This window comes from Sulfitobacter sp. D7 (genome assembly GCF_003611275.1).
GTDB lineage: Bacteria > Pseudomonadota > Alphaproteobacteria > Rhodobacterales > Rhodobacteraceae > Sulfitobacter > Sulfitobacter profundi.
This window is the reverse complement of sequence record NZ_CP020696.1, coordinates 74411-99827: the sequence shown is the minus strand read 5'-3', so window position 1 is coordinate 99827 and position 25417 is coordinate 74411. Positions and strand designations below refer to the sequence as shown.

The window sequence follows — 25417 nt, the reverse complement described above, 5'->3', positions numbered from 1 at the left end:
ATGACGCTGGACACGACACGGCCCCTGCTGGGGGCGGATGATCCCGCCCCGGTCACGGTGCTCAATCCCGATAGCAACCATCCGGTGCTGCTGGTGTGCGAACATGCCGGACGAGCGGTGCCGCAGGCGCTGAACGGGCTTGGTATGAAGGCGGACGACCGCGACAGTCACGTGGGCTGGGATATCGGTGCCGAAGCGGTGACACGGCTGATGGCCGAGACGCTCAACGCGCCGGCGGTGCTGCAATCCTACAGCCGCTTGGTGATCGACTGTAACCGCCCGCCCGAGGCCCCCGATGCGATCCCGGAAAGCAACCATGGGGTGTCGGTGCCGGGCAACCGTGCACTCGACAACGCAGCCCGCGTCGCTCGGGTGCGGGAGATTTTTGAGCCTTTCCAGGAAAAGGTTGCGGAATACCTGCGTCAGCCGTCGCGCCGGATGGTGCTGGCAATCCACAGTTTCACCCCGACATTGGGCAAGACCTCGCGTCCTTGGGAAATTGGTTTTCTGTTCCGACACGAGACCCATGCCTCGACCCATTTGGCGCGATTGGTTCAAGAGGCGCGACCCGAGTTAACCATCGGCATGAATGAGCCCTATCAGATTGACGACGAGTCCGACTGGTTCGTGCCCCAGCACGGCGAGGCCAGCGGTCTGCCGCATTCGCTAATTGAAATTCGCAATGACCAGATCAGGGATTCCCAAGGCCGGGCGGCTTGGGCAGAGACCCTAAGCACAGCCATTAACCGCTATCTCAAGGAAGTCTAACATGACGTTGACACGCAATGTTCCCCTCGTTCCGGCGCAATCGGCGCTTTTGTACGTGGATGTCCAGAATTTTTCGGCTCATCGAGACGGTGCTGAATTCGACGGCCTGACTGAGGAAGAATTTCAAGCCAAGCACGGCTGGCTGTTTGAACAGCTCGAAGAGGTGATTCCGCGGATGCAGGCGCTGCAAAAGGCCTTCCGCGAAAAGCAGATCGAAGTGATGTACACCACGATCGAAAGCCTGACGCTGGACGGGCGCGACCGCAGCCTTGATTACAAGATCACCGGCTTCAACGTGGCCAAGGGCTCATGGGATGGCAAAGTGATCGATCAGATTGCGCCGGGCGAGGACGAGATTGTGTTCCCGAAATCCTCCTCCTCTGTCTTTGTTTCGACCCATATCGACTATGTGCTGCGCAATCTGGGTGTAAAGCAACTGGTGATCTGCGGGTTGCTGACGGATCAATGCGTTGAAGGTGCGATCCGCGATGCCTGTGATCTGGGCTATCTGGTAACCCAAGTGACCGATGCCTGCGCCACCGAAAGCCAGGCCCGACAGGATAATTCGATTTCTACCATTAAGGGGTACTGCCGCCAGGTGGCCACGCAAGAACTACTCGAAGAGTTGAAGGCCCTATGACCGACGTCGCCCTGATCGCGCGGGATGGGGCCGCATTGTCGGCATTGCAAAAACTTCGGTTTTTTCCGCTGGCTGTCACGGGCGGTTCGGGCTGCACCCTGATTGAGGAGGGCGGCCGCGAGCTGCTTGATCTGTCGGCGTCCTGGGGGCTGTAAGTCTTGGTCATAGTCATCCGGCCCTGCGCGCGGCCGTGGATGGTGCGCTGTCGGATCAAGCGGGTGCGTCGATCCTGTCGGGAACCAACGAACCGGCGGTGGCGCTGGCTGAACGGCTATTGCAGCTGACCCCGGGGGCGGGGGAGCGACGGGTCTGGCTGGGGCATTCTGGCAGCGATGCCAATGAAACCGTGGCACGGGTGGTGCCGGCAGCAACCGGGCGGACGCGGATGATGGCGTTTTCCGGCGCCTACCACGGCGGAACGCAAGGCTCGATGGCGGTTTCCGGACATACCGCGCAAGAGGGGGTCGCGAAATCAGGTGGCCTGACATTGGTGCCTTACCCCGATCCATTTCGGCCCCTTGAGGGTGATGCCAGCGGCGCCGCGTTGCTGGCGCATATCGAACATTTGCTTACCACCACTTGCCCCGGAGAGGACGTGGGTTGTTTCTTTATTGAACCGATACAGGCCGACGGCGGGTTGATCGTGCCGCCTCCAACTTTCCTGAAGCGTCTGGCAGAAATCTGCGAGCGCTACGGCATCCTGACCGTCTGCGACGAGGTCAAAGTTGGGCTGGCGCGAACCGGCAGGCTGCATTGTTTCGAGCATGAGGATTTTATGCCCGACATCGTGGTTCTGGGAAAAGGGCTGGGCGGCGGGCTGCCAATCTCGGCAGTGATCGGGCCGGCCGAAATTATGGATCACACAACAGCGTTTTCAATGCAGACGCTCCATGGCAATCCCGTCTGCGCTACAGCGGCGCTGGCGGTTTTATCCGCGATTGAAGATAACGGTCTTGCGGCTCGGGCGCAAAGCGTGGGCGATGTTCTGATGGCCGAGATCGCCAGCGCGACGGCGCATCTGCCGCAGGTTGGCGATATCCGGGGCCGCGGCTTGGCCATCGGCGTTGAGCTGATAGCTGCGGATAGCAACGCGGTTGATGCGGACTTGGCCCGAAAGACTGTGTTCCGGGCTTGGCAACTGGATGCGGTGTTCTACTACGTCGGGATGCATTCGAACGTGCTGGAACTGACGCCCCCTTTGATCTTGAGCGAGGCTGAGGCCAAGCGCGGCGCAGCGATCTTGGCGCAGGCGGTCGAAGACGCGTTGGCAGGACGGGTGAGCGATGCTGAAGTTGTTAGGTTCGCTGGCTGGTAACAACACAAACTTTGGCTTCCGTCGATTCGGTCGCCAAAAAATGCAGGCGCATCGGGTGGGCAAGAATCCACTTGGAAAACCGTCAAGAATGCAGCGTTTGCGACTGTGCTGAGGTGAGCTGGATGCAAGTGGCGGTATCCAAGGTTAGATGCATTGTACGTTTATCTTTCACTAAGCCATTTTATTGCAAGATTACCTTTCGTATGATTCTTATTTGGCCCGCCATTCGAGAAGGCGTGATCACCTTGAACCGCCCCTAATTCGAGGTTTTCATTGGATGCCGTCGCGTCATGGGAAAATTCCGCGAGGAGAGCGCCCTGGATGAAACAGCGCGCCAATCCATTCCCTATACGCATCAGAAAAATTATCATGCCCATTCATATCCTACTCATGCTTTGCCCGTGAAGACGCGGAGAGTGTGCGCTTCTTGACTGTCTCAGGTGTCACAAGGTCATAAACTGCCTGAGACTTCATATTTTTGTGCCTATAGTTATCATGCTGTGACAGCGTTAGGTTCACCATGATCTTAGGACGTTAAGAGGAGGGCGCCGATGACTAGAGATCAGTTGATTGAGATGGCGAAGCGCGTGCTGAAATCTGAAGATCGTGCACAAGAATGGCTGTCACGCCAGCATCCGTTATTGAACATGCATGCACCCCAAGATCTGCTGAGCAGCCATTTTGGTCGTGATCGCGTAGAGCATCTTCTGGTGAGGATTGAGGCCGGTTTTGCTGTCTGAGGTATCGGCTCCGCTATTTGGCAACCTAACATGTGTATGCGCCAAATGCCCTTGAAGGGCTGCTGTCGCGTAGCCCTTAATTGGGCTCTGCCTCAATCTGTGTGGCGGAACGGTAGCATTCTCGCCCGCAACAATTCTGGACCGGCTCGACCGTACATGGCGCGTTTGAGCGTCTTCAGGCGATTGATCTGACCTTCTGCTTGGCCGTTGCTCCATGGCATCTCGATGGCGTTTTTGACTGCATCGAAGTCCCGGTTCAATGTGCGGGCAAAGCGCACGATGGGCGCCAGATCGGTTTCGATTGCCGCGCGACAAACAAGGTGAGAATCCAGCGTCAATCAGGATGAGAACGCGGGGATTGGGGCTCGCAGGGAGGGCGTAGCCCGACTGGAGAGGTCCAATCCCCGCGTTGCGCCCAGAATGGGTGGGTCTGACGGTCGTGGCCGGCTCGGATAGGGAATGATTTTCTGCGTAAGGAGATCGTTCATGCCGGGCCGTCATGTCACCGACCAACAGATGAGGCTTTTCATGACGCTCAGACAGACCCACACCGTTCCTGTGGCCGCGGCCAAGGCGGGGATCAGCCAGGCAACTGGCTATCGGCTGCAAGCCGACCCAACTTTACCATCCCAGAAGAAGACCCCGCGTGGCCGACGTCGCCCGGATCCGCTTGCCGATATTTTCGATACGGATGTCGTGCCGCTGCTGCGGTCCTCACCGGGGTTCCGTCCTGTCGCCGTTTACGAAGAGCTGCTGCGGCGACACCCCGAGCTGGGCACCGGCATCCGGCGCACTTTGGAACGGCGGATACGCGCCTGGAACGCCGAGCATGGCCCCGAACAGGAAGTCATTTTCCGGCAGGTCCACACGCCGGGCAAGATGGGCCTGTCGGATTTCACCGCCATGGGCAAACTGGGGGTGACCGTGGCCGGTGAGCCGTTGGATCATCGGCTATATCACTTCCGGCTTGCTTATAGCGGGTTTCAGCACGCCCATGTTGTGCTGGGCGGCGAAAGCTATGTGGCGCTGGCTGAGGGATTGCAGAACGCCCTCTGGGCGCTCGGTGGTGTGCCGCACGCACATAGGACCGACAGCCTGTCGGCGGCCTTCAAGAACTTGGACAAGTCCGCCCAGGCTGATCTCACCGACCGTTTCGATGCTCTGTGCAGTCATTACGGCATGACGCCAACGCGTAACACCAAAGGTGTCGCGCACGAGAACGGCTCGATCGAAAGCCCCAATGGCCATCTCAAGCGCGCCATCGAAGATGCGTTGCTCATGCGTGGGTCGCGCGACTTCCAGACTTTGCCGGACTACCGCCGCTTCATCGATGAGATCGTTGGGCGGATCAACGCGCGCAATGCAAAACGCATCGATGTGGAGCGCGCCAGCCTCAGGCCTTTGCCTGCGCGTCGCACCACGGATTATGAAGAGGTCAGGCTGCGCGTCACGTCCTCCGGTGGCTTCACCTTGCGCAAGGTGTTCTACACCGTGCCGTCCCGGCTGATCGGTCATCATCTGCGCATACGGCTCTACGATGATCGGCTGGAGCTGTTTCTCGGAGGCACCTCCCTGCTGACGCTGCCACGCGGGCGCGCATCGAGCAACGGCAGCCATGGTCACGTGGTCAATTACCACCATGTCATCCATTCGTTGCGCAAAAAGCCGATGGCCTTGATGGGACTGATCTATCGTGACCAGCTGTTTCCGCGCCGGGCGTTCGGCGACATGTTCGCAGTCCTGCTGGAACAGACCGGCGAGAAGAAGGCTTGTCGCATGACCGTCGATCTTCTGGCGCTGGCCCACGACCGGGGGTGCGAGGCCGAATTGGCCGCTCAGATCGAGGAGGATCTTCGTCAGAACCGCCTGCCTGACATGGCAGCCCTGCGCGTGCTCTTCAGCCCGTCGACCGAGGCGCTCCCCCAAGTCGAGGTGCGCCTGGCCGACCTGTCATCCTACGACCAGCTGGTCGGCAATGCGGCATCCGCCGAGGAGGTTGCAGCATGACGTCGTCGCAGATCGACACCGCCCGTCTCACCCTCGCTCTGAACGAATTGCGCCTGCCAGCCATCAAGGCGCTCTGGCCGCGCTTCGCTGAACAGGCCGACAAGGAAGGTTGGCCCGCCGCCCGGCTGCTCAGCACCCTGGTGGAGCACGAGCTGGCCGAACGCGTTCGCCGCCGTATCGAGCGACATCTCGCACAGGCCCGCTTGTTGCCCGGAAAGACCCTCGAGACCTTCGACTTCTCAGCCGTCCCCATGCTGTCCAAGGCCCATGTCAGCGCCATCACCGCGGGTGACAGTTGGATCGGAAAGGGCAGCAACATCATGCTGTTTGGCCCGCCGGGCGTAGGCAAGTCGCATCTCGGCTCCGCCATCGGGCTCGCACTTGTCGAGAAAGGCTACCGCGTCCTCTTCACCCGCACCACCGATCTGGTCCAAAAGCTCCAGCAGGCGCGCCGCGATCTCGTCCTCGAAAGTGCAATCGCGAAACTCGATAAGTTCCACCTGCTCATCCTCGATGACATCACCTACGTCACCAAGGACCAAGCCGAGACCAGCGTGCTCTTCGAACTCATCAGTGCAAGATACGAACGCCGCTCCATGCTGATCACGGCCAACCAGCCTTTCGGGGAATGGAATACGATCTTTCCTGACCCGGCAATGACACTGGCCGCCGTCGACCGGCTCGTCCACCACGCGACGATCTTCGAGATGAATGTCGAAAGCTACCGCCGGAGAGCCGCCGAAAAGGCAAAGGGGCCGGGGCGGCCCGCGCACAGGGCCTCACCGACAGATATGAAAGCTGATTGACGCGCCGCGACAATCAAAAACACAAATCCCTTGATCGCGGCTGAAAAGGCCACCATCGTTACCAGTGTCGCGACCAAGGATTCTCATCCTGATTGACGCGCTCTTCTCACCCAGATTGTCGCGCTACATTCGATCGCGTTGTCGATCCATGCTGGGAGCGGGTCTGCTTGGCGGCTGCGCAGGATACCGTTGAACCGCATGGCGAGACTTCGCATCGTTGCGAAGGCGGGAGAACCGGCCTTGAGCGCGTCGACTTTCCGCGCTTGATCCGGGGTGAGCTTTCCGCGGGGTTTGATGCACAGCGCGGCTGCGATGACCGGGGAAATCGCGTGCCCCGTTTCCGGGTCCCGGACTGGCTTAAGGATTTCGTGCTCTACCTTGGAGTCGCTCCCTTGCTGTTCTGCTTTTCGCCAGCCCGCCAACAGACGCTGCAAATGCGACTGACTCCCCTCGTAACCGCGCTCTCGGATCAGACGGAACAGGGCGCTGCCAGTTCGAATGCCCTCCTTCCAGCTTTGGCTCAGGAACTCTTCAAAGTACCACGGCGATGTCGGCTTCAAAGCGGCCCGCCTGCGGTCCGGTGGTGTCTCGAACTGCAGCCATTTCGCGATGCTGCGACGCGGGAACCCTGTTCGCCGCCCGATCTCGCTGCATGAAAGCCCCTGATTTCGGAGCGCATGAATGGTGGCGAAAATCTCTTCCCGAGACGTCCTATGCGCCAGGCGTGACTTCAGAAGGCTGCCGGCTGCGGTGATGTTGTCGGCGTCGGACAGCAGCGCCCTGCCGGTCGCACGGCCGTGAAGGTTCATTTGCTCCTCGATGGCCTGCCGCAGGTTTTGTACGATATGGAACCGGTCAGCGACCTGCTTCGCCTGCGGTGCCCCTTGCCGTGCTGCCTGGGCGTAGAGACCGCAGCGATCTCTGCTGATCACTTCCACCTCGGGGTGTCGCTTCAGCCAGTTGGTGCAGCTGACGACATCTCGATCCTCAAGAATGTCGATCACCACGCGACGCTCCAGATCCACAATGATCGTGCCGTAGGTTTGCGATTTCCGCCAACTCCAGTCGTCGATCCCGATGACTGTCGGCGACTCGCCACTGTCTTGGGCACGGTTCTTCAGCTGCCTAAGCACCGTGTCATCGCTGACTCCAAGGCCCAAACGATGCAACAACCGCTCGGCTGGCCGTCCGCCGCTCGCATGCCCAAGATGGGTGACAATCTCCCCGACACGCGAAGTACGACGTGCAAATGGACGCGCAATCGAGGCGATTTGGTCTGAGAATGTCCGGCGTGGGCAAGCGGGTGCCTGACATCGCCAACGGCAAATTGCGAGATCAACCGTTACCTCGTCTCCATGCGCGGGATAATCCTGCAGCCGCCGACGCCGCCAGCCGTGACGTCGGCGTGAATGCAATCCACAGTCTGGGCAAATGCCGTTGGGAGCCAAGACGCCAGATACAATCCACCCGCCTCTTTCACTTCGCTCAACGCTTTGAACGGCAACATCGCTCCCGGGCGACCAGTGCTTCTTCGAACTCACAACTATACCTCCTGAATTTTCCAGTTTCAGGATAGTTGCGCCACACAAAGTGAGGCAGAACCGATTAAAGGGCAACGCGACAGCTGCGCTCTTGAGCCCCTGTTTTTATATATTTCTAACCAAACTCTTATATCTTCAAGCTTCATTCCGAACCGACGACCTCGCAAGATCAGCTTGAACCGCGCGATCTGTTTGCGATCATAACTTCGTTCACGCCCTTGTAGCGTGGGTTTGAGAAGTTCGAGATATTCGTAATACCGCAGGGTTCGGGGGGTGACGTCGAATTTCCCGACCATCTCTTTGAAGGTGAGCGTTTCGTCATCGGACTTGTTCATGGCGTCACTCCGTTCTGATATATGGTCGTGTTAGCGTCTCGTCGTCTAATCCTAACGTGAACTGGCGAATAACCCTTTGCTGGTTTTTCGATATGCGGACGGCGAATCCCCTGAAACCCGCCGGAAAAATCGCGACAGGCTGGCAGTTTCCGAAAAACCGAGGCGATCTGCAACTTCAGCCAGCGGTAACTCGGATGTATCAAGAAGCTCCCGTGCGCGGCGCAAGCGCACGCTATCGATAATCTGGCGATAGCTCATCGACTGACTGGCAAGTTTTCGATGTAAAGAGCGTTCTGACAAATGAAGCGTTTCGGCCACTTCCGGCGCATTGGGAAAAACGCCGCGCACCTGCATCAACACCTGATAAACCGAATTTGCTGTTCCGGTATGCTTGGGGCCGGTTTCAAGCATATTCTCGCACAAAACACGATAGTTTACCGCAAGAAGGGCATTCGCCAGCGGCAGTTTCAGCGCGCCTGTTCCAGGATGAAAGTGAATGCAACTGCGCGGTGCGCGATACACGATTTCGGTTTGCCAGCGCGCTTCTAGGTTCATCCAGCCTTTCGGGCGGTCCAACGGGCATTCGATCAGACGGATGGGCAGGTTTTCTTGACGCAGGTCCCGGAAGAAGGTCGGGCCGGACCCAAGCAGCCGTTCATGAACAAAATCCAGAAGATCGGGCGGTACATACTGGTCGTCGGCAACAAACCCTGTTGCAAAACCTTCATCGTCCTCTGTGATGTCATATGCCAGCAGTGCGTATCCCAGCCCCTGCATTTGCGTGAAAACCCTCAGCCCCGCTGTCACATTCTCTGAAACTAGCGTGGCAAGCCCGATAGGGCCATACGAGATCAGGCTGTAACGCAGACCGGTGACAAAAGCGACACCTTCAATATGCGCTGTACTCCGGCAAAAGGCACGCAGGAATGTGAGTTCCTGAATACCGTCCAGCGTGCCCCATGGATCCGAGAGAAGGCTGAGCTGCAAACCTGCTTCTTTGAGCAATGGGTCAGGATCAATGCCGTGTTCGATCAGCACGTCACACATGAACTGGATGCTATGTTTGGGAAGACGCAGGTTTTGGAGCAAGCCCACCTTCATGACGATGACCTCAAAATTCTACTGATGGGTAAATAATATCGATTTGGCAGAAAATGTCAAATTTGTGGCGTTTTCGGACATTCCCTGCCAGTCCTAACCCTGCGATGCTTGATGCAAGAGATGGGGGAGGGTTAGGGACACGGTCGCGATCAGATGCACTTTTGCGCCATTTGCAAATCCATGATTTGTTACCGCCCGATTGCTGATCCGACGTATGATAAAACCCGCCAAACTTGCTGATAGTATTCTGCTTTTCCGGGAACGATTTATCCCGGGCAGCGCATCATTCGCCTTGCAGGAGAAACTTCTTGGGGCGTGAAACCGGGAGGAAAACTATGAAACGTCGGAATTTTCTACGCAGCGCCGGGGCGCTAACTTTGGCCAGTACCTTGCCTGCGCCAATGGTTCTGCGGGCCGCAACGCCCGAAGATTATCACATTGCGGGCATTCTGTCTTTCTCGGGCGCATACGGCTTGATCGGCAATGACATGCGCAAAGGCGCGGAACTTGCCGTGGCCATGCGGGGTGGCGAATTGTTGGGCAAAAAAGTCCGCTTCAGCTGGGAAGACGATGAAACCAAACCCCAGCCCGCCGTACAAAAAGCAAGCCGGCTGTTGGCGGAAGGCACGCAATTGATGTTTGGCGCGGTCAGCTCAGCGTCGACTCTGGCACTGCAAAGCCTGTCCACACAGCGCAAGGTGCCGCATCTGGTCACGATTTCCGCAGACGACAGCATTACCAAGATGGACGGTGCGCGTTACTCATTCCGTACGTCCAACACGTTGGCCATGGAAATGAACATGTGTGTTGAATTCGTAAAGAAACGCGGGATCAAGAGAGTATACGCGGTCACGGCTGATTATCAGGCCACGCGCAGCGCCTTTGACGACTTTGCCGCAAAAGCAAAAGCCGCCGGTGTCGAGATCGTCGGGAATGACTTTGCCCCGCTTGGCAACCGCGACTTTTCGGTCATCATCGACAAGATGGCGCGTTCGGACGCCGATGGTATTCTGGTTGTGGCAACGGGCAATGACGGCGTCACCTTCTGCAAGCAGGCAGGTCAGGTTGGGATGGGTCAGAACAAAGTGCTGTTCGGCCCCGTGCTTCAGGATGAAATCTTTGCAGCCGCGACAGGCGAGGCCGCATTGGGCGTGAACTCCGGCGTGCGTTATCACTTCTCGCTCGACAATCCGGCAAACGCCGAATTCGTGACGGCCTACCGTGACGCAAACGGTGACTACCCTTCGGCCTTCGCGGGCGAGGCATTTGACGGTCTTCGCTGGTGGATGGATGTCATCGAAGCGACTGACAGCTGGGATGTGGAAACCTGGGTCGATGCATTTGAAACATCGGTCTATGAAAATTCGGTCGAAGGGCGCAAGGAAATGCGCGCTTGTGACCATCAGGCCAAACAGGTCGGTCTTTGGGGTGAAGTTGTGAAGGGCGAGGCACCATTGCCGGACCTCACCATGAAAATCACCGAAGAGTTTTCGGCAAATAGCCTGTTTAGCGACTGTTAATCGATCCTCCCTGAACTGGGCGGCGCTGTTCCCTCGCGACATGCGTCGCCCGCTTTTTTGGGGTGAAACTGAGGAACCCTGAATATGTCCATTATCGTGATCGGGCTGAGTCTCAGCTTTCTGCTGTTTCTGCTGGCAGCGGGCTTGACCCTTATTTTTGGCATGTTGGGGGTGATCAACTTTGCCCATGGCGCGCTTTATATGCTTGGCGCGTTTGTCGGGTATCAAATTGTTCATATGACCGGATCGTTCTGGTTGGGACTGCTGTTTGCGCCGCTGATCGTCGCCTGTGTTGGTGCGCTGATCGAAATTTTGGCGCTGAAACAGGTCTATGACCGCGACCACATTTTTCAGCTTTTACTCACTTTCGGATTCATTCTGGTCATCGACGACGCGACAAAGATGATCTGGGGATTTGACTATAAGCAAGTGCCGACACCAGAAATCTTCATGGCACCGATTTCCATGTTTGGCAGTCAAATACCGTCATACCGGCTTTTTGTAATCGGTTTTGGTGCAGCGGTTTCTCTGGCACTGTTCTTGCTGCTGGACCGTAGCAAATGGGGCATGATTATTCGCGCCGCCAGTTCCGATCCGGAAATGGCTCAGACACTCGGTGTAAATGTAAACCAGGTTCGCACCGGCGTCTTTGCGCTTGGTGCGTATCTTGCGGCTCTTGGTGGCGTGGTTAGCGCACCGTTGGTGCCGATCGAACTGGGCATGGGATTCAGCGTTATCATCGACTGTTTTGTCGTGGTGATCATCGGCGGGCTTGGGAACATTCGCGGCGCAATCCTTGCGTCGTTGCTGTTGGGCATGACGCGGGCGGCCGGATATACCTACGCAACTGAATGGGTCGAACTACTTACCTTTGCCCTGTTGATCGGAACGCTGATGTTCCGGCCTGCGGGCTTGTTTAGCACAAAGGGGCGTTCGGCATGACACGCAGGATTATCGGTCAGGCCCTGATGGGCATTATTATCGCAGTTATGATTATCGTTCCGTTTTTTGTGCAGGATGAGCAATGGGTGAACCTTGTCAGCCTGATCCTGATCTGGGCCTTGTTCGCAATCGGCTTTGATCTGGTCTTCGGGGTGACAGGTATGCTGTCATTCGGCCATGCGGCGTTGTTCGGGGCAGGGGGTTATGCGCTCACAATCCTCACCCTCAGCTATGGCGTCGGTTTTATACCGGGCCTTTTTGCAGCGGCGATTGTCGGAGCGGTGCTGGCTTACCTGATGGGGCTTTTTGCGCTTCGGGTTTCGGGGCTTTTTTTTGCACTGCTGACACTGGCCCTGGCGCAGATGATGTACATCCTTGCGTCCAACAAGCTGCGCGCAATCACCGGCGGATTGGACGGTATTCCAGGCGTGCCGCGGCCTGACTTGTTCGGGATCAATTTCTACGACAACCACAACTATTATGGGTTTATCGTGGCGGTTTTCCTGATCGGACTGGCGCTGATGGCATTGCTGCGTGGGTCGCCATTCGGGCGGGCATTGCGCGCGGTACAGGCGAACGACGTGCGCGCCGCGCAACTCGGATACAACGTCCATAGCTTGCGCCAATCGGCGTTTATCGTTTCGGGTGCGTATGCAGGTGTTGCAGGAGCCCTGCTGGCATCGTTGATCTTCTACATCTCTCCGCAAATGCTGCATTGGTCCACATCGGGCGACGTTTTGATCATGACCGTGCTGGGCGGCAAAGGCACATTGCTAGGTCCGATTCTTGGCGTGGCCTTGTTTGAATTACTGAAAGAAGAACTGAGCCAAATCACCCAATATTGGTACGGCATCCTTGGTCTGGTGTTCATTTTTGCCACCATCTTCCTACGCAACGGTATTGCCGGAATGTTCCAAGGTGATCAGGACGAAGGAGACATGCAATGACTGCCGGATCATTGAGTTGCAACGATATTCAGGTCTCCTTCAGCGGGTTGAAAGCTGTCAACGGTGTGACGTTCGACTTCCAGCCGGGTCAGCTTTACGGGATTATCGGACCTAACGGTGCGGGCAAGACCACGTTGATGAATGCGCTTTCGGGTCATGCCAAGCTAAGCGGTGGTCAAGTGATGCTGGACGGGCGCGATGTAACGGGCCTGTCGGTGCATAAACGGACCCGCATCGGTCTGGGCCGCAGTTTCCAGATCACCAAGATCTTCGCCGGCATGTCGGTGCTTGAGAACCTTCAACTTGCTGCTTTTGCGCATCTGTACAGGTTGCAGCCCTTCTGGCTTCCGGCGGGCCGCTTTCCTGCAGTCAGGGAACGGGCCGAAAGCGTTCTCGAAGAGATCGGCCTGACGGTGATGGCGCACCGCCCCGCCGAAACCTTGTCTCACGGCGATCAACGCGCATTGGAAGTCGGGCTGGCATTGCTGAGCAACCCATCGGTCCTGTTGCTCGATGAACCATTGGCCGGTGTTGGACATGACCAGATCGGGCCTGCGATGGAGCTGATAAAACGGATCGTCAAGGGCCGCACCGTGCTGCTGATCGAACACAACATGGACGTTGTAATGCGGGTCTCCAGTGCTTTGGTCGTGATGGTTCAAGGGCAAATTCTGGCGTCTGGCAGCCCTGAAGAAATCCGCGCAAACGCCGAGGTGCGAGCGGCTTATCTGGGAGAAGAGGAATGAAGCTGCTTGCGTTGGAAAGCTGCAATGTCACTTATGGCAAGGCGCAGGCGTTGCATAGCGTGTCGATCGAAGTCGCACAGGGCGAAGTTGTTTCGCTGATCGGGCGCAATGGCGCAGGCAAAAGCACCATTCTCAAGACGATCATCGGTTTAAAGCAACCGGTTTCAGGGCGCAGAGTCTGGAAAGGGGACGACGTTACCGCGCGACTCCCGAACCAACTGGGCCGTCTGGGCATTGGGTATGTCCCCGAAGACAGGCGCATTTTTGACAATCTGACAGTGCATGAAAACCTGCGCATCGCAACCGTCATGGGACGCACTGGCGCATGGACCGAAACCCGGATTTTTGAAATGTTTCCGGTGCTGCTTGATCGCGCGTCACAGGCGGGAAACACGCTTTCGGGCGGCGAACAGCAAATGCTGGCGATTTCGCGCGCGCTTTTGACTAATCCGGAACTGTTGCTGCTGGACGAACCGACTGAAGGCCTTGCCCCGCTGATCGTTGATGAATTGGTCGATTCGATGCGGCGGATCAACGAAGAAGGTATGACGCTTTTGCTGGTTGAACAGAACCTGCGCGTGCCGATGAAATTGGCCCATCGACAGTACGTTGTCGACAACGGGACCGTCCAGTGGAGCGGCACGACAGCAGATTTGCTGGCCAACCGCGAAGAGATCGAAAAGCTCATCAGTGTATGAGTTCAGACTGGCAAGGCGGGAAAATCCCGGAAACCAAGATAGGAAACCGTTATGCGTGTGATCGATTTCTTCGACAGGGGTGTCGCAATCAACCCTAACGTGATCGCTTTGGAAGATGCTAAAATCGGCCGGAGTTACGGCGAAGTTCAGGAACGCACATATCGTTTCGCCAATGCCATCACTGCCGAAGGGTACGGACGCGACAAGATGGCCGGCGTTTACAGCCCCAACTGCGTGAGCGGCCTTGAAGTTATGCTGGGCTTGTTTCGTGCCGGCACGATCTGGGTTCCCGTCAATGCCAAGAACGGCGTAGAAGAAAACGCGTATATCCTGGATCATAATGATGTGGAGATTCTGTTTTATCACAGCGATCTTGCACCGGCGCTGGAACAATTGCGTGAACTTTGCCCAAAGATACAAAAATTCATCTGTCTGGATAAACAAGACGGCGCGGCACCATGGCTGGAAGACTGGATGGCCGCGGCCCCTTCAACCGATCCCGATGTGCCGCTTGGCCCTGATGATCTTGTCGGAATTTTATCCTCTGGTGGGACAACGGGGCGGCCCAAGGGGATCATGCTGACGCAGTTGAACTGGACCACGCTAATCGCGAACTATTATGCCAGTTTTGATGCCGGACCTGACCCTGTGCATTTGCTGATCACGCCTATGACCCACGCGTCAGGGGTGCTTGCCATTGCGTTGATGGCCGCTGGTGCGCGCAGCGTCATCCTGCCGGGATTTGATGCCGCCAACGTTCTAGACACAATTGAAAGCGAGGGAGTGACCCATCTGTTCCTGCCGCCGACCGCCGTTTACATGCTGTTGTCGCAACCGGAAGTTGCGCAACGTAGCTTTCCGTCATTGCGGTTCTTTCTTTATGCCGCCGCACCTATGGCCATTGACAAGCTGCGCCAATGCCTGAAGATTTTTGGGCCGGTCATGGCGCAGTGTTTCGGACAAGCAGAATCGCCGATGTTCTGCGCGCTGCTGACGGCAGAGGATCACAATGTTATCGGAGATCCGGCCCGCGAACACCGGCTTGCAAGTTGCGGCAGGCCCGCACTTTTGACACCGATGGCGATCATGGATGATGACGGTAACATTATGCCGCGTGGTGAGCATGGTGAAATTGTTGTGCGCGGAAATCTGGTGATGAAGGGGTATTACAAAAACCCCGAAGCAACCGCAGAGGTTTCCCAGTTCGGTTGGCACCATACCGGCGACATCGGGTATCTGGATGACGAGGGTTACCTTTATATCGTGGACCGCAAGAAAGACATGATCATTTCGGGCGGCTTCAACGTTTATCCCTCGGAAGTCGAGCAGGTGATCTGGTCGCATCCTGCCGTGCAGGATTGCGCGGTGATCGGTGTGCCTGACGAAAAATGGGGTGAAGCGATCAAGGCGGTGATCGAACTCAAACCCGATGCAACGGTGGAACCCGAAGCAATCATTGCATTGTGCAAGGAAAACCTTGGCAGCGTAAAGGCCCCCAAAACGGTTGACTTCTGGGATGAACTGCCGCGCAGCCCCGTTGGGAAAGTGCGCAAAAAGGACATCAGGGATACGTTCTGGCAGGGGCAAGCGCGCAGAATTTAGGGAGCAGAATTATGAACATCGCGTACATTTTGACACAGTCCGCGCGCGCCTATTGCGATCGACCTGCCGTCTGCTTGGGGTTGTCGACGTTCAGCACCTACACCCAATTACAGGACCGCAGCGCGGCCTTGGCCGCTGCGCTGAAACAGCGCAATCTGGTAAAAGGTGACCGTGTTCTGATCTTCATGGGCAACCGGCCCGAATATATCGAGATCCTGTTTGCCATCTGGACTGCCGGATGTGTTGCCGTTCCGTTGAATGCCAAACTGCACCCTAACGAAGTGACCTATATCCATGCTAACTGTGATGCCGCACTTGCCTTTACCGACCGGCCGGAAGACGTCGAAGGGTTTTCAGCAGTCATTGCGGTCGGTGGACCGGAATATAATGCGGCGTTACAAGCGTCAGCGGATTTGCAGCCTGCACACGCTGCGCAAACCGATCCAGCATGGATTTTTTATACCAGCGGCACGACGGGCCGCCCGAAAGGGGCGATACTGACCCACCGCAACCTCTGGACCATGACCACGAGTTTTCTGGCCGATATGTGTCCGGTTACGGAAATGTCGGCGGCGCTGCATCCGGCACCGCTGTCTCATGCGGCAGGGCTGTTTATGCTACCGTTTGCGCAGCGGGGCGCGGCGAATGTTGTGCCGCAAAGCGGTGGATTCGATCCGCATGAAATCGTGACGTTGCTGCATGAATATCCCCATTCATCTTTTTTTGTCGCACCCACGATGCTGACGCGTCTGACGGCCTGTCCTGCGCTTGACACGGCGGCCATCGAAAACCTTGATCTGTTGTTCTGCGGCGGTGCGCCGATTTATGTCGCAGACCTGCGCCGGGCGATGGCGCTGTTGGGCAACCGCATCTGGATCGGATACGGACAAGGCGAGGCACCATGTACGATCACTTATCTACCACCGCATATATTGAGCTGGGAAATTCCGGATAGTTGGCTGGGATCCGTCGGCATTCCACGCACCGGCGTCACGGTCTGTGTGGTGGATGAAACAGGCACACAATGCCCCCCAGATGTCGCGGGCGAAGTGATCGTCAGTGGCGATGTGGTGATGGCGGGATACTGGGGCAATGAAACGGCAACGGCGTCAGCCTTGCGGGACGGCTGGCTCCATACCGGCGACATTGGCAGCGTGGACGCCCACGGTTTCCTGACGCTCAAGGACCGGTCCAAGGACGTGATCATTTCTGGCGGGTCAAATATTTATCCGCGCGAGGTCGAAGAGGTGCTGCTGCGTCATTCCGGCGTGGTCGAAACTAATGTTGTTGGCCGCGAGGAGGCCGAATGGGGCGAGGAAGTCATCGCGTTTGTCGTGGCAGAGCCGGGCGTGACCGCACAGGCGCTGGACCGTTTTTGTCTGGATAACATTGCGCGGTTCAAGCGACCCAAGGCCTATTGCTTTGTTCTCGAACTGCCCAAAAGCAGCTACGGCAAAATACTTAAGACAGAGTTGCGCCAGATGCTGACCGACCCCGATACACAATTCGAAAAACCATAAAAAAGGAGACCCAAAATGACTGCCATTATTGCCGGTGTCGGCATGATCCCTTTTGCAAAACCGGGCGCATCGGCACCTTACGACGAGATGGGCGAGGTGGCGATCCGTCTTGCACTGGATGACGCCGGTATCGCGTTCGAAGACGTGCAACAGGCCTATGCCAGCTATGTTTACGGCGACAGCACAAGCGGGCAGCGTGTGATTTACCGCGTGGGCATGACGGGCATCCCGATTATCAACGTGAACAACAATTGTTCGAGCGGTTCAACAGCGCTTTTCCTCGCACGGCAGGCTGTCGAAAGCGGTGTGGCAGAATGTGTGCTGGCGGTGGGTTTTGAACAGATGGCCCCCGGTGCGTTGGGTGTTGTCTTTCCCGATCGCCCGTCACCGCTGGCGGAATTTGATGCCGCCACGGACCGGCTGATAGGGGACGTCGATCTGCCGATGACGCTTCGGTATTTCGGCGGTGCGGGCAAGGCGCATATGGAACGATTTGGTACGAAGATGGAGACATTCGCCAAAATTCGGGCCAAGGCTAGCCGCCATGCCGCGAACAACCCACTCTCGGTTTTCCGCAAGGAGATGACCACGCAGGATGTAATGGGTGCGCAGGTGATCTGGCCCGGTGTAATGACACGGCCAATGGCTTGTCCGCCCACCTGCGGCGCTGCGGCGGCGCTTGTGGTGTCCAAAGGGTTCGCTGAAAAAATGGGCCTTGATACAACTGTACAAATCCGCGCGCAGGCAATGACAACGGATAAACTGCTGGACCCTGAAACCGGCGACATGATCGAAGTGGTTGGCGCCAGGCTGAGCCGTGATGCCGCGCGCATGGTCTATGAAAAGGCGGGCGTGGGTCCTGACGATATCGACGTGATCGAATTGCATGACTGTTTCGCGCAGAACGAATTGATTTCCTACGAGGCCCTGGGGCTATGTGCCGAAAGTGATGGCGAAAAGTTGGTCGATGATGGCGACAACACCTTTGGCGGGAAATACGTCACGAACCCGTCTGGTGGTCTGCTGTCAAAGGGGCATCCACTGGGTGCTACGGGGCTGGCACAGTGTTTTGAGTTGACCAACCAACTGCGTGGAAAGGCAGAGAACCGGCAGGTCGATAATGCGCGGCTTGCCCTCCAGCATAACGTTGGGCTGGGCGGTGCGGCGGTTGTTACACTTTATGAAAGGATTACAGCATGACAAAACCACCAATGAGAGATCGTGACGATTTCGGCGTGGCACTTGTCACCGGTGCAGGTTCTGGCATCGGACAGGGGATTGCTTTGCGGCTGGCGGAGTTGGGCGCGAGGGTTGTTGTCACTGATATTGCCGAAACAGGCATAGCCGATACGGTCAAGCAGATCGAAGCGGCAGGTGGTACAGCGCTTGGGCAAAAGCTTGATGTGTCGGATCCGGCATCGGTGAATGCGGCATTTGACGAGACGGAACGCTGGGACAAATGCGTGGATGTGCTGGTGAACAATGCGGGTATCGTCGGGATTAATCCGTTCCTCGATTTTCCTTTGGAAGACTGGAACCGCGTTATGGCTATCAACCTGACAGGCAGCATGTTGTGCGCGCAACTTGCTGCGCGTGAAATGGTTCGTCAGCGATATGGCAGGATCATCAATATCACGTCGGTCAGCGGCATCCGCGCAGGGGTCGGGCGCACGGCTTACGGCACGTCCAAGGCGGCCTTGGTGGGGCTGACACGCCAGATTGCGCTTGAAGTTGCGGCGCATGGCGTCACGGCAAACGCGATTGCACCGGGCGCCATTACAACTCCGCTCACCGAAAGCACCTATACCGAAGAAACGGTTGCGCGCCTGTTGCCGATGATTCCGGCGGGTTACATGGCCGACCCTGCGGATATCGCGGCGGCAGTTGCCTATCTGGGCTCGCCTGATGCGCGATATGTGAACGGTGAAACACTGGTCGTTGATGGTGGATATGTCTGTGGCGGCATGATGCAGACTGGCTCGCTGGATCTGGGCACAAAAAGTTCGTCCTGAACACAAGGTGTCGCGCGGCGAGGCATTTTTTCATGTCGCGCGCATCATCGGGGAACGCACTATCTTGATGTCGCCGGATTGCTGATTCTCCGATCAAATCGGACGGGAGAAACCGACAACCTACAAGCCTATGTAACCTAACGTAAATTAGTTCTTGATTTGATTATATATTTTTGATTACTTATTGGTAAGTAAATAGAAAGACGCACGCATGACTCAAGCGAATGTACTGGTCGAATACCGTGGTCCGGTTGCGTGGCTGACGTTGAACAGGGCCAACAGTCTTAATGCACTTTCTGTCGACCTCATTGGGGAACTGCGCGCCGCGATAAGAGAGATCGCTGTGGCAAAACAGGTGCGCGCAATTGTGCTGACGGCTGCGGGGCGTGCGTTTTGCGCCGGTGCCAATCTGAAGGAAGTCCTCGCTGGTCTGGATGATGCCGATACGCAAAAGGGTGATTTTCTTGACGCTATCGGCGCGACGTTTCAAGCGCTGCGTGATTTGCCGAAACCGGTGATCGGCGGGCTGAATGGCATTACCGTTGCGGGCGGGCTGGAACTCGCGATGTGTTGCGATGTGCTGATTGCGGGCGAGAGCGCCAGAATTGGCGATGCTCATTCGAATTTTGGTGTGTTCCCTGGCGCAGGCGGCGCTGCTGTCTTGCCGTGCCGGATCGGACTCGCAAACGCGAAATACCTCTTGTTTTCGGGCCAAAGTCTACCAGCGCGCGAATTGATGCGCATGGGGCTGGTGCAGGAAGTGGTTGGTGATGACGCGCTTGAAGCGCGGCTGCACGAGTTCAGCCAGTTGCTGGCGACCAAAAGCCCGCTGGTCCTGTCGCAGATGAAGCGGGTAGCCAATGCATCCATCGAAATGACGCAGGTGGAGGCGCTGAAACAGGAACTTGCCGTGCTGCGCGAACATCTGAAATCCAACGATGCGGCCGAAGGACTTGCCGCATTCGGTGAAAAACGAAAGCCGGTTTTCACCGGCACATGAGCGGAGATTGAAATGACAAAAATTTACATTGCCGGGGTCGCGATGACCAAAATGGGACGCCTCGACGGGGCAACGGTAAAGTCGCTGACCTGCGAGGCTGTCGATGGCGCGATGGCGGACGCCGGCATTGGCAAGGATGACATTCAGGCTGCCTACTACGCGAACACAACACAGCGACATCTTGAGGCGCAGTTGATGATCCCGGGCCAGATCACCCTGCGCGAGATGGGATTTGAGGGCATCCCGATGGTAAACGTCGAAAATGCATGTGCCAGCGGGTCAACCGCGTTGAACCTTGCGGCTCAATTTCTCAAAGCAGGCGAGGGTGACGTGGCTTTGGCCGTTGGGGCCGAAAAAATGTGGACAGGTGACAAAGCTAAGATGTTCAGCTTTTTCGATGGCGCGTGGGATGTGTCCACCGTTGAGGAAAATACCGAAAAACTGATGGCGCTGGGCAAAGGCATCGACGTGCCGAATGACACCACTTCGGACAAGCCGTTTTCAGTCTTTATGGCGATTTACGGAGCGTTCGGGCTGGCGCATATGCGCACGTTCGGCACGACCCAAAAACAGATTGCTGCGATTGCAGCAAAGAACCACATGCATTCGGTTGAAAATGAAAAGGCGCAATTCCGCGCGCCTTATACCGTTGACGAAATATTAAGCGCACCACCGATCACTTATCCTTTGACCCTGCCAATGTGCGCCCCGATGAGCGATGGCGGTGCCGCTGCGGTTCTGATGACCGAGGCCGGATTGAAAAAGTTCGGGATCAGCCGGGATCGTGCCATCGAAGTGCGCGCCAGCGTGATCCAGACCGGATCAAACCGCGCGCCGGAGGATTATGAGAACCACCTGACCGCGATTGCGGCACGGCGGGCATATGAAATCGCCGGTATCGGTCCCCAAGACGTATCAGTTGCCGAAGTGCATGACGCAACAGCGGTGGGTGAGTTGATCCAGATCGAAAACCTTGGGCTGTTCCCATTTGGCGAAGGGGGTGCTGCATCCGAGCGCGGTGACACCTCCATCGGCGGGCGGGTGCCGGTGAACCCGTCGGGCGGGCTGGAATGCAAAGGCCACCCGATTGGCGCGACTGGGTTGGGCCAGGTTTACGAACTGGTATCGCAACTGCGCGGTGAATGTGGACCTAGACAGGTCGAAGGTGCGCGGATCGCCATCGCGGAAAATGGCGGCGGTTTGATCGGTATCGAAGAGGCCGTGGCCTCCATCCTTATTCTCGGGCGCTAGGAGCGAAAGATGTTCAAAACCGAAGAGCAGATAATGGCTTGCGATTCCTTGCGCCGGTTTCTGGATGACCAGATCGAACCGGAATACCTGAAGGTTAAGGATGCGCCGTTCGAAAAAGAAGTCATTCAGGGTTTCATGACGCGACTTGCCGAGTTCGGTCTGACATCGGCCCCGCATCCCGAAGAAGCGGGCGGTATGGGGCTGGATTGGACCACCCACCTGATGCTGTTCGAAGAGGTTGGTGTTACGGCAATAGATATCGCGCTGCCCATTCTGATCAACGTGGTGGCAGGTGAGATTCTGCTGAAGCTCGGGTCTGATGAGATTCGCAAAAAATATATCGGTCCGTTGCTTGCCGGTGAAATTACCGCGTCGATGGGCATATCGGAACCAAATGTCGGGTCCGATGTGGCCGCTGTCAAAACCCGAGCGCGGCGGGACGGCGATGACTGGGTGATCAATGGCGAAAAGACCTGGATCACCAATGGTCGCTTTTCGGATTTCCTGATATGCACCTGCGCCACCGATGAGGGCCTGACCCATATTCTAGTGGATCGCAAAGAGCATGGCTATGAAACCCGCGACATCAAAAAAATGGGTCTGAACGCACAATCCACGGCACAGATCTTTCTTGATGACGTGCGTGTGCCGATTGCAAACACGATAGGCGAGGTCGGCCGCGGCTTGCAGCAAACGCTTGTGGTGTTTGAACGGGCGCGCGTTCACATGGCCATGTGGGGAATCTCCCTGGCACGGCGCGCGTTGGAAGAGTCGATCAGATATGCGCAGGAACGCAACCAGCACGGCAAGCAGATAGCGGGTCACCAGCTCATCGCAGACAAGATCGCCGTAATGGCCACAGAGATTGATGCTGCGCGGCTTTTGACCCTCCGTGCCGCTGGCATGATCGACCGCGGCGAACGCTGCGACAAGGAATGTGCCATGGCCAAATGGTACGGCACGGAAATCGCAGTGAACGCAACGCGCCAAGCAGTGCAGATCCACGGTGGCAATGGTGTCACCACCGATTTTATCGTCGAACGGCTGGCGCGCGAGGCCATTATCGGGCCGATCCCGGACGGGACTACAGAAATACAAAAATTGCTGATCGCACGGACGCTTACCGGCGTGCAGGCATTCAAATAGGAGCGGTCATGGAAATCGAAGGCAAGACAATCATCGTCACCGGCGGGGCATCGGGTCTTGGCGCGGCGACGGCGAAATATCTGCGAGCACGCGGTGCCAAGATTGGTATTTTCGATATGTCGCAGGGCGCTGGCGATGCGCTGGTCAAGGAACTGGGTGCTTCAAACGCAATGTTCTGCAACGTCGATGTGACCGACGATGAAGGCGTGGACGCGGCAGTTGACGCCGTGGTTTCAAAATTCGGTGCGCTGCATGGGTGCATCAACTGCGCCGGGGTCGTCAGCCCGATGAAAGTGATCGACCGTGACGGCAAGGCCGCGTCGCTCGACACATTCCGCCGCACGGTTGATATCAATCTTGTAGGCACATTCAACGTAATGAGCAAAGCTGTTCAGCGGATGTTGTTGAATGAACCCGAAAACGGCGAAGAGCGCGGTGTTGTTGTCAACGTCTCCTCTGGTGCTGCGATGGAAGGGCAAATCGGCCAGCCGGCTTATTCGTCGTCAAAGGCGGGGGTGATGGGCCTTAACCTGCCTGCCGCGCGCGAACTGGGTGCCAAGGGCATTCGCGTCAACGCGATTGCACCCGGCCTGTTCGGCACGCCGATGGTCATGTCGCTGCCCGACAACGTGATCGCAAACCTCGAAGCCTCTGTCGAAGCGCCCAAGCGTGTCGGCCGGATGGAAGAATTCGCTCATTGCTGTGCCTTTCTGATCGAGAATTCATATATGAACGGCGAAACCGTGCGGCTTGATGCTGCCACGCGCCTGCAGGCGAGATAGGGCGATGCTGCAACGCTCAGGTCCCCTCAAAGGTGTACGCATTGTTGAAATGGCAGGTCTTGGCCCTGCGCCGTTTGCTGCGATGCATCTGGCTGATCTGGGCGCTGAAGTGGTGCGCATCGCGCGGCCCGGTCAGAAATTTCCGTTGCCGATTGATGCGAAATACAATCTGTTCAACCGCTCGCGCCGCAGCCTGACACTTGACCTGACAAAGGCCAGAGATGTCGACCGGCTCTGGCAGTTGATCGAACGTGCCGAGGTGCTGATCGAAGGGTTCAGGCCGGGCAAAATGGAAAAGCTGGGATTTGGTCCGGAACAGGTGCAGGCGCGCAATCCGGCCTTGGTCTATGGCCGATTGACCGGATGGGGACAGGAAGGGCCGCTGGCACATGCAGCGGGCCACGACATGAATTATGCCGCCATAACCGGTGCGGTTTGGGGTTTGGGCGATGCGGACCGCCCGCCACCTGCACCGATGAACCTGATCGCGGATCAGGGCGGCGGCGCGATGATGCTGAACGTTGGTATCCTTGCAGCCCTGACTCATGCGCGCGCCACGGGGCAGGGGCAGGTGGTCGATACGGCCATGACGGACGGGGTTAACCTGCTGATGACCATGCAGCACGGGTTGGTCGCATGTGGCGCTTGGTCTGATAAACGGTCTGGCGATTTTATCAACGGCGGCGTTGCGTGGTATCGTTGTTACGAAACGGGCGATGGCAAATATGTGTCCGTTGGATGTCTCGAACCGCAATTTTTTGCCGAACTTCTGGCACTTCTGGGCCTCACAGACGATCCGCGCTTTGCCGATCAATACGCACCCACCGCGCAGGCCAGTATGATGGACGCGCTTACGGAGATTTTCCTGACTGCGACCCAACAGGAATGGTGCGATATTCTGGAAGGCAGCGACGCGTGTTTCGCACCTGTGGTTTCTCTGGCTGACGCATCGGATCATGCGCATAATCGCGCCCGGGGCAGCTTTGTCACAGTAGGTGGCATCGAGATGCCGACGCCCGCACCGCGATTCTCGCGAACACAACCCGACACACCGACGACCGGAGATGCGGGAGAAATCAGCCTTGATGAAATCCTTGAACACTGGGGGAACAACGCATGACTGCCTTGTCTTTTGCCGATGCGATGCAGCTTTTTGTGGTCGGCCTGTCACAAGGGTGCCTTTATAGCCTGATCGCGATTGGTCTGGTGCTTGTGTATAAGGCGACTGAGCAGGTGAATTTTGCCCAAGGCGAATTCATGATGCTGGGGGCATTTGTCGGGTATCAGTTCATCGTGCTGATGGGGATGCCCTACTGGCTGGGTGCGATGTTGACATTGGTCTTCATGGGCGCATTCGGCTACGGCGTCGAAGCGCTTGTGGTGCGGCGCCTGACGGGCCAGCCGGTGTTCACTGTCTTTATCCTGACGCTGGCATTGGGTATCGCGCTCAGGGCGGTTGCAGGGATAATTTGGGGGTTTGGCAACTATTCGTTGCCTGCTCCGGTTGATGGCAATCTTACACTGGGCCCAGTGATCATTTCTTGGACCAGCGTGTTGTCGATTGTTGTCACCGCGGTTGTCGCCAGCGCGCTGTACCTGTTTTTCCGTTACGCTCGGCAGGGTGTCGCCATGCAGGCGTTGTCCCTGAACCAGTTAGCAGCGTTCTACATGGGTATTCCTGTGAAACGGCTGACATCCTCGATCTGGGCAATGTCCGCGATCTTTGGCGGGATTGCCGGACTGCTCCTGGGGCCAATGACGTTGGTTTCGACGCAGATGGGTTTTATCGGGTTCAAGGCATTTGCAGGGGCAATTGTCGGTGGTTTCGGCTCCATCCCCGGTGCGGTGATCGGTTGCTTGCTGATCGGTGTGACGGAACCGTTTTTCGATATCATGTTCCCGACCCTCAAAGGAATTGGTGCCTACTTGATCATGTTCCTTGTGCTGTTGATCCGTCCGCAAGGCCTGCTGGCCCAAATTTATGCAAAGAAGGTCTAA

The 25417-nt window shown here is 57.1% G+C and carries 22 protein-coding genes and 3 pseudogenes; 21 read left to right on the top strand and 4 right to left on the bottom strand.

Features of this window, described 5'->3' with window-relative positions:
• The 4 genes and pseudogenes from B5M07_RS17930 to B5M07_RS17915 all read left to right on the top strand — a co-directional run bounded on the left by B5M07_RS17930 (window position 1) and on the right by B5M07_RS17915 (window position 3463).
• A complete protein-coding gene (locus tag B5M07_RS17930) occupies window positions 1-768 on the top strand; it encodes an N-formylglutamate amidohydrolase (RefSeq protein WP_120352515.1) in 768 nt (255 codons plus the stop codon).
• Window position 769: 1 nt separating this feature from the next.
• On the top strand, window positions 770-1408 hold the full coding sequence (locus tag B5M07_RS17925; protein WP_120352514.1) for an isochorismatase family cysteine hydrolase: 639 nt from the start codon (window positions 770-772) through the stop codon (window positions 1406-1408).
• Window positions 1405-2723 (top strand): annotated as a pseudogene (locus B5M07_RS17920) (aspartate aminotransferase family protein). Before B5M07_RS17925 ends, B5M07_RS17920 begins: the two are co-directional and overlap by 4 nt.
• A gap of 551 nt (window positions 2724-3274) precedes the next feature.
• Window positions 3275-3463: an MbcA/ParS/Xre antitoxin family protein gene (locus tag B5M07_RS17915; RefSeq protein WP_120352513.1), complete on the top strand. Its 189-nt coding sequence runs from the start codon at window positions 3275-3277 to the stop codon at window positions 3461-3463.
• A 92-nt stretch (window positions 3464-3555) separates the two neighbouring features.
• On the opposite strand, the pseudogene B5M07_RS17910 reads toward B5M07_RS17915, so the two are convergent.
• Window positions 3556-3768 (bottom strand): annotated as a pseudogene (locus B5M07_RS17910) (transposase); the annotation flags it as partial.
• Window positions 3769-3949: 181 nt separating this feature from the next.
• On the opposite strand from B5M07_RS17910, the gene istA reads away from it, so the two are divergent.
• Window positions 3950-5470: an IS21 family transposase gene (istA, locus tag B5M07_RS17905; protein ID WP_120350674.1), complete on the top strand. Its 1521-nt coding sequence runs from the start codon at window positions 3950-3952 to the stop codon at window positions 5468-5470.
• A complete protein-coding gene (gene istB / locus B5M07_RS17900) occupies window positions 5467-6276 on the top strand; it encodes an IS21-like element helper ATPase IstB (RefSeq protein WP_120350673.1) in 810 nt (269 codons plus the stop codon). Before istA ends, istB begins: the two co-directional genes overlap by 4 nt.
• A 95-nt stretch (window positions 6277-6371) precedes the next feature.
• Here istB and B5M07_RS17895 read toward each other — a convergent pair.
• From B5M07_RS17895 to B5M07_RS17885, 3 genes and pseudogenes are all read right to left on the bottom strand, one after another.
• Window positions 6372-7817 (bottom strand): annotated as a pseudogene (locus B5M07_RS17895) (ISL3 family transposase); the annotation flags it as partial.
• Between the two features lie 26 nt (window positions 7818-7843).
• The gene (locus B5M07_RS17890; protein ID WP_120352511.1) at window positions 7844-8152 is read right to left on the bottom strand and encodes a MerR family transcriptional regulator; all 309 of its coding nucleotides are present in this window, start codon (window positions 8150-8152) and stop codon (window positions 7844-7846) included.
• A 51-nt stretch (window positions 8153-8203) separates the two neighbouring features.
• Window positions 8204-9253, bottom strand: a complete 1050-nt coding sequence (locus tag B5M07_RS17885; RefSeq protein WP_064223623.1) for an AraC family transcriptional regulator — start codon at window positions 9251-9253, stop codon at window positions 8204-8206.
• Between the two features lie 335 nt (window positions 9254-9588).
• Here B5M07_RS17885 and B5M07_RS17880 point away from each other — a divergent pair, with 335 nt between their 5' ends.
• The 15 genes from B5M07_RS17880 to B5M07_RS17810 all read left to right on the top strand — a co-directional run bounded on the left by B5M07_RS17880 (window position 9589) and on the right by B5M07_RS17810 (window position 25417).
• Complete coding sequence (locus tag B5M07_RS17880) at window positions 9589-10773, top strand: ABC transporter substrate-binding protein (protein WP_067296557.1); 1185 nt, start codon at window positions 9589-9591, stop codon at window positions 10771-10773.
• Between the two features lie 84 nt (window positions 10774-10857).
• Entirely contained in the window at window positions 10858-11715 is an 858-nt protein-coding gene (locus B5M07_RS17875) for a branched-chain amino acid ABC transporter permease (RefSeq protein WP_120352510.1), read from the top strand.
• Window positions 11712-12662, top strand: a complete 951-nt coding sequence (locus tag B5M07_RS17870; RefSeq protein ID WP_082894733.1) for a branched-chain amino acid ABC transporter permease — start codon at window positions 11712-11714, stop codon at window positions 12660-12662. Before B5M07_RS17875 ends, B5M07_RS17870 begins: the two co-directional genes overlap by 4 nt.
• Complete coding sequence (locus B5M07_RS17865) at window positions 12659-13408, top strand: ABC transporter ATP-binding protein (RefSeq protein ID WP_064223626.1); 750 nt, start codon at window positions 12659-12661, stop codon at window positions 13406-13408. The genes B5M07_RS17870 and B5M07_RS17865 overlap by 4 nt, the downstream gene beginning before the upstream one ends.
• Window positions 13405-14106: an ABC transporter ATP-binding protein gene (locus B5M07_RS17860; RefSeq protein WP_176832926.1), complete on the top strand. Its 702-nt coding sequence runs from the start codon at window positions 13405-13407 to the stop codon at window positions 14104-14106. The genes B5M07_RS17865 and B5M07_RS17860 overlap by 4 nt, the downstream gene beginning before the upstream one ends.
• A 51-nt stretch (window positions 14107-14157) precedes the next feature.
• On the top strand, window positions 14158-15708 hold the full coding sequence (locus B5M07_RS17855; protein ID WP_067296559.1) for an AMP-binding protein: 1551 nt from the start codon (window positions 14158-14160) through the stop codon (window positions 15706-15708).
• A gap of 11 nt (window positions 15709-15719) precedes the next feature.
• The gene (locus B5M07_RS17850) at window positions 15720-17228 is read left to right on the top strand and encodes a class I adenylate-forming enzyme family protein (protein WP_074647007.1); all 1509 of its coding nucleotides are present in this window, start codon (window positions 15720-15722) and stop codon (window positions 17226-17228) included.
• 15 nt (window positions 17229-17243) lie between these two features.
• On the top strand, window positions 17244-18428 hold the full coding sequence (locus tag B5M07_RS17845) for a lipid-transfer protein (RefSeq protein WP_120352509.1): 1185 nt from the start codon (window positions 17244-17246) through the stop codon (window positions 18426-18428).
• Window positions 18425-19240, top strand: a complete 816-nt coding sequence (locus B5M07_RS17840; RefSeq protein WP_229678646.1) for an SDR family NAD(P)-dependent oxidoreductase — start codon at window positions 18425-18427, stop codon at window positions 19238-19240. The genes B5M07_RS17845 and B5M07_RS17840 overlap by 4 nt, the downstream gene beginning before the upstream one ends.
• Before the next feature lie 211 nt (window positions 19241-19451).
• Window positions 19452-20240, top strand: coding sequence for an enoyl-CoA hydratase/isomerase family protein (locus tag B5M07_RS17835; RefSeq protein ID WP_009808030.1), 789 nt, complete (start codon window positions 19452-19454; stop codon window positions 20238-20240).
• A gap of 12 nt (window positions 20241-20252) precedes the next feature.
• Complete coding sequence (locus tag B5M07_RS17830) at window positions 20253-21491, top strand: thiolase family protein (protein WP_009808031.1); 1239 nt, start codon at window positions 20253-20255, stop codon at window positions 21489-21491.
• A 9-nt stretch (window positions 21492-21500) separates the two neighbouring features.
• Window positions 21501-22637 (top strand): acyl-CoA dehydrogenase family protein, encoded by a 1137-nt coding sequence (locus B5M07_RS17825; protein WP_009808032.1) that lies wholly within the window; start codon window positions 21501-21503, stop codon window positions 22635-22637.
• Between the two features lie 8 nt (window positions 22638-22645).
• Window positions 22646-23419, top strand: coding sequence for an SDR family NAD(P)-dependent oxidoreductase (locus B5M07_RS17820; RefSeq protein WP_009808033.1), 774 nt, complete (start codon window positions 22646-22648; stop codon window positions 23417-23419).
• Window positions 23391-24539 carry a CaiB/BaiF CoA transferase family protein gene (locus B5M07_RS17815; RefSeq protein WP_274576058.1) on the top strand — a complete coding sequence of 383 codons (1149 nt, stop codon included), beginning with the start codon at window positions 23391-23393 and terminating at the stop codon, window positions 24537-24539. The genes B5M07_RS17820 and B5M07_RS17815 overlap by 29 nt, the downstream gene beginning before the upstream one ends.
• Entirely contained in the window at window positions 24536-25417 is an 882-nt protein-coding gene (locus B5M07_RS17810) for a branched-chain amino acid ABC transporter permease (protein WP_120352508.1), read from the top strand. Before B5M07_RS17815 ends, B5M07_RS17810 begins: the two co-directional genes overlap by 4 nt.

What these genes read in the sequence shown, in the direction of transcription:
- B5M07_RS17930 (WP_120352515.1), top strand. Translation starts at nt 1, where the DNA reads ATGACGCTGGACACGACACGGCCCCTGCTGGGGGCGGATGATCCCGCC.
- B5M07_RS17925 (WP_120352514.1), top strand. Translation starts at nt 770, where the DNA reads ATGACGTTGACACGCAATGTTCCCCTCGTTCCGGCGCAATCGGCGCTT.
- B5M07_RS17915 (WP_120352513.1), top strand. Translation starts at nt 3,275, where the DNA reads ATGACTAGAGATCAGTTGATTGAGATGGCGAAGCGCGTGCTGAAATCT.
- istA (WP_120350674.1), top strand. Translation starts at nt 3,950, where the DNA reads ATGCCGGGCCGTCATGTCACCGACCAACAGATGAGGCTTTTCATGACG.
- istB (WP_120350673.1), top strand. Translation starts at nt 5,467, where the DNA reads ATGACGTCGTCGCAGATCGACACCGCCCGTCTCACCCTCGCTCTGAAC.
- B5M07_RS17890 (WP_120352511.1), bottom strand. Translation starts at nt 8,152, where the DNA reads ATGAACAAGTCCGATGACGAAACGCTCACCTTCAAAGAGATGGTCGGG.
- B5M07_RS17885 (WP_064223623.1), bottom strand. Translation starts at nt 9,253, where the DNA reads ATGAAGGTGGGCTTGCTCCAAAACCTGCGTCTTCCCAAACATAGCATC.
- B5M07_RS17880 (WP_067296557.1), top strand. Translation starts at nt 9,589, where the DNA reads ATGAAACGTCGGAATTTTCTACGCAGCGCCGGGGCGCTAACTTTGGCC.
- B5M07_RS17875 (WP_120352510.1), top strand. Translation starts at nt 10,858, where the DNA reads ATGTCCATTATCGTGATCGGGCTGAGTCTCAGCTTTCTGCTGTTTCTG.
- B5M07_RS17870 (WP_082894733.1), top strand. Translation starts at nt 11,712, where the DNA reads ATGACACGCAGGATTATCGGTCAGGCCCTGATGGGCATTATTATCGCA.
- B5M07_RS17865 (WP_064223626.1), top strand. Translation starts at nt 12,659, where the DNA reads ATGACTGCCGGATCATTGAGTTGCAACGATATTCAGGTCTCCTTCAGC.
- B5M07_RS17860 (WP_176832926.1), top strand. Translation starts at nt 13,405, where the DNA reads ATGAAGCTGCTTGCGTTGGAAAGCTGCAATGTCACTTATGGCAAGGCG.
- B5M07_RS17855 (WP_067296559.1), top strand. Translation starts at nt 14,158, where the DNA reads ATGCGTGTGATCGATTTCTTCGACAGGGGTGTCGCAATCAACCCTAAC.
- B5M07_RS17850 (WP_074647007.1), top strand. Translation starts at nt 15,720, where the DNA reads ATGAACATCGCGTACATTTTGACACAGTCCGCGCGCGCCTATTGCGAT.
- B5M07_RS17845 (WP_120352509.1), top strand. Translation starts at nt 17,244, where the DNA reads ATGACTGCCATTATTGCCGGTGTCGGCATGATCCCTTTTGCAAAACCG.
- B5M07_RS17840 (WP_229678646.1), top strand. Translation starts at nt 18,425, where the DNA reads ATGACAAAACCACCAATGAGAGATCGTGACGATTTCGGCGTGGCACTT.
- B5M07_RS17835 (WP_009808030.1), top strand. Translation starts at nt 19,452, where the DNA reads ATGACTCAAGCGAATGTACTGGTCGAATACCGTGGTCCGGTTGCGTGG.
- B5M07_RS17830 (WP_009808031.1), top strand. Translation starts at nt 20,253, where the DNA reads ATGACAAAAATTTACATTGCCGGGGTCGCGATGACCAAAATGGGACGC.
- B5M07_RS17825 (WP_009808032.1), top strand. Translation starts at nt 21,501, where the DNA reads ATGTTCAAAACCGAAGAGCAGATAATGGCTTGCGATTCCTTGCGCCGG.
- B5M07_RS17820 (WP_009808033.1), top strand. Translation starts at nt 22,646, where the DNA reads ATGGAAATCGAAGGCAAGACAATCATCGTCACCGGCGGGGCATCGGGT.
- B5M07_RS17815 (WP_274576058.1), top strand. Translation starts at nt 23,391, where the DNA reads ATGCTGCCACGCGCCTGCAGGCGAGATAGGGCGATGCTGCAACGCTCA.
- B5M07_RS17810 (WP_120352508.1), top strand. Translation starts at nt 24,536, where the DNA reads ATGACTGCCTTGTCTTTTGCCGATGCGATGCAGCTTTTTGTGGTCGGC.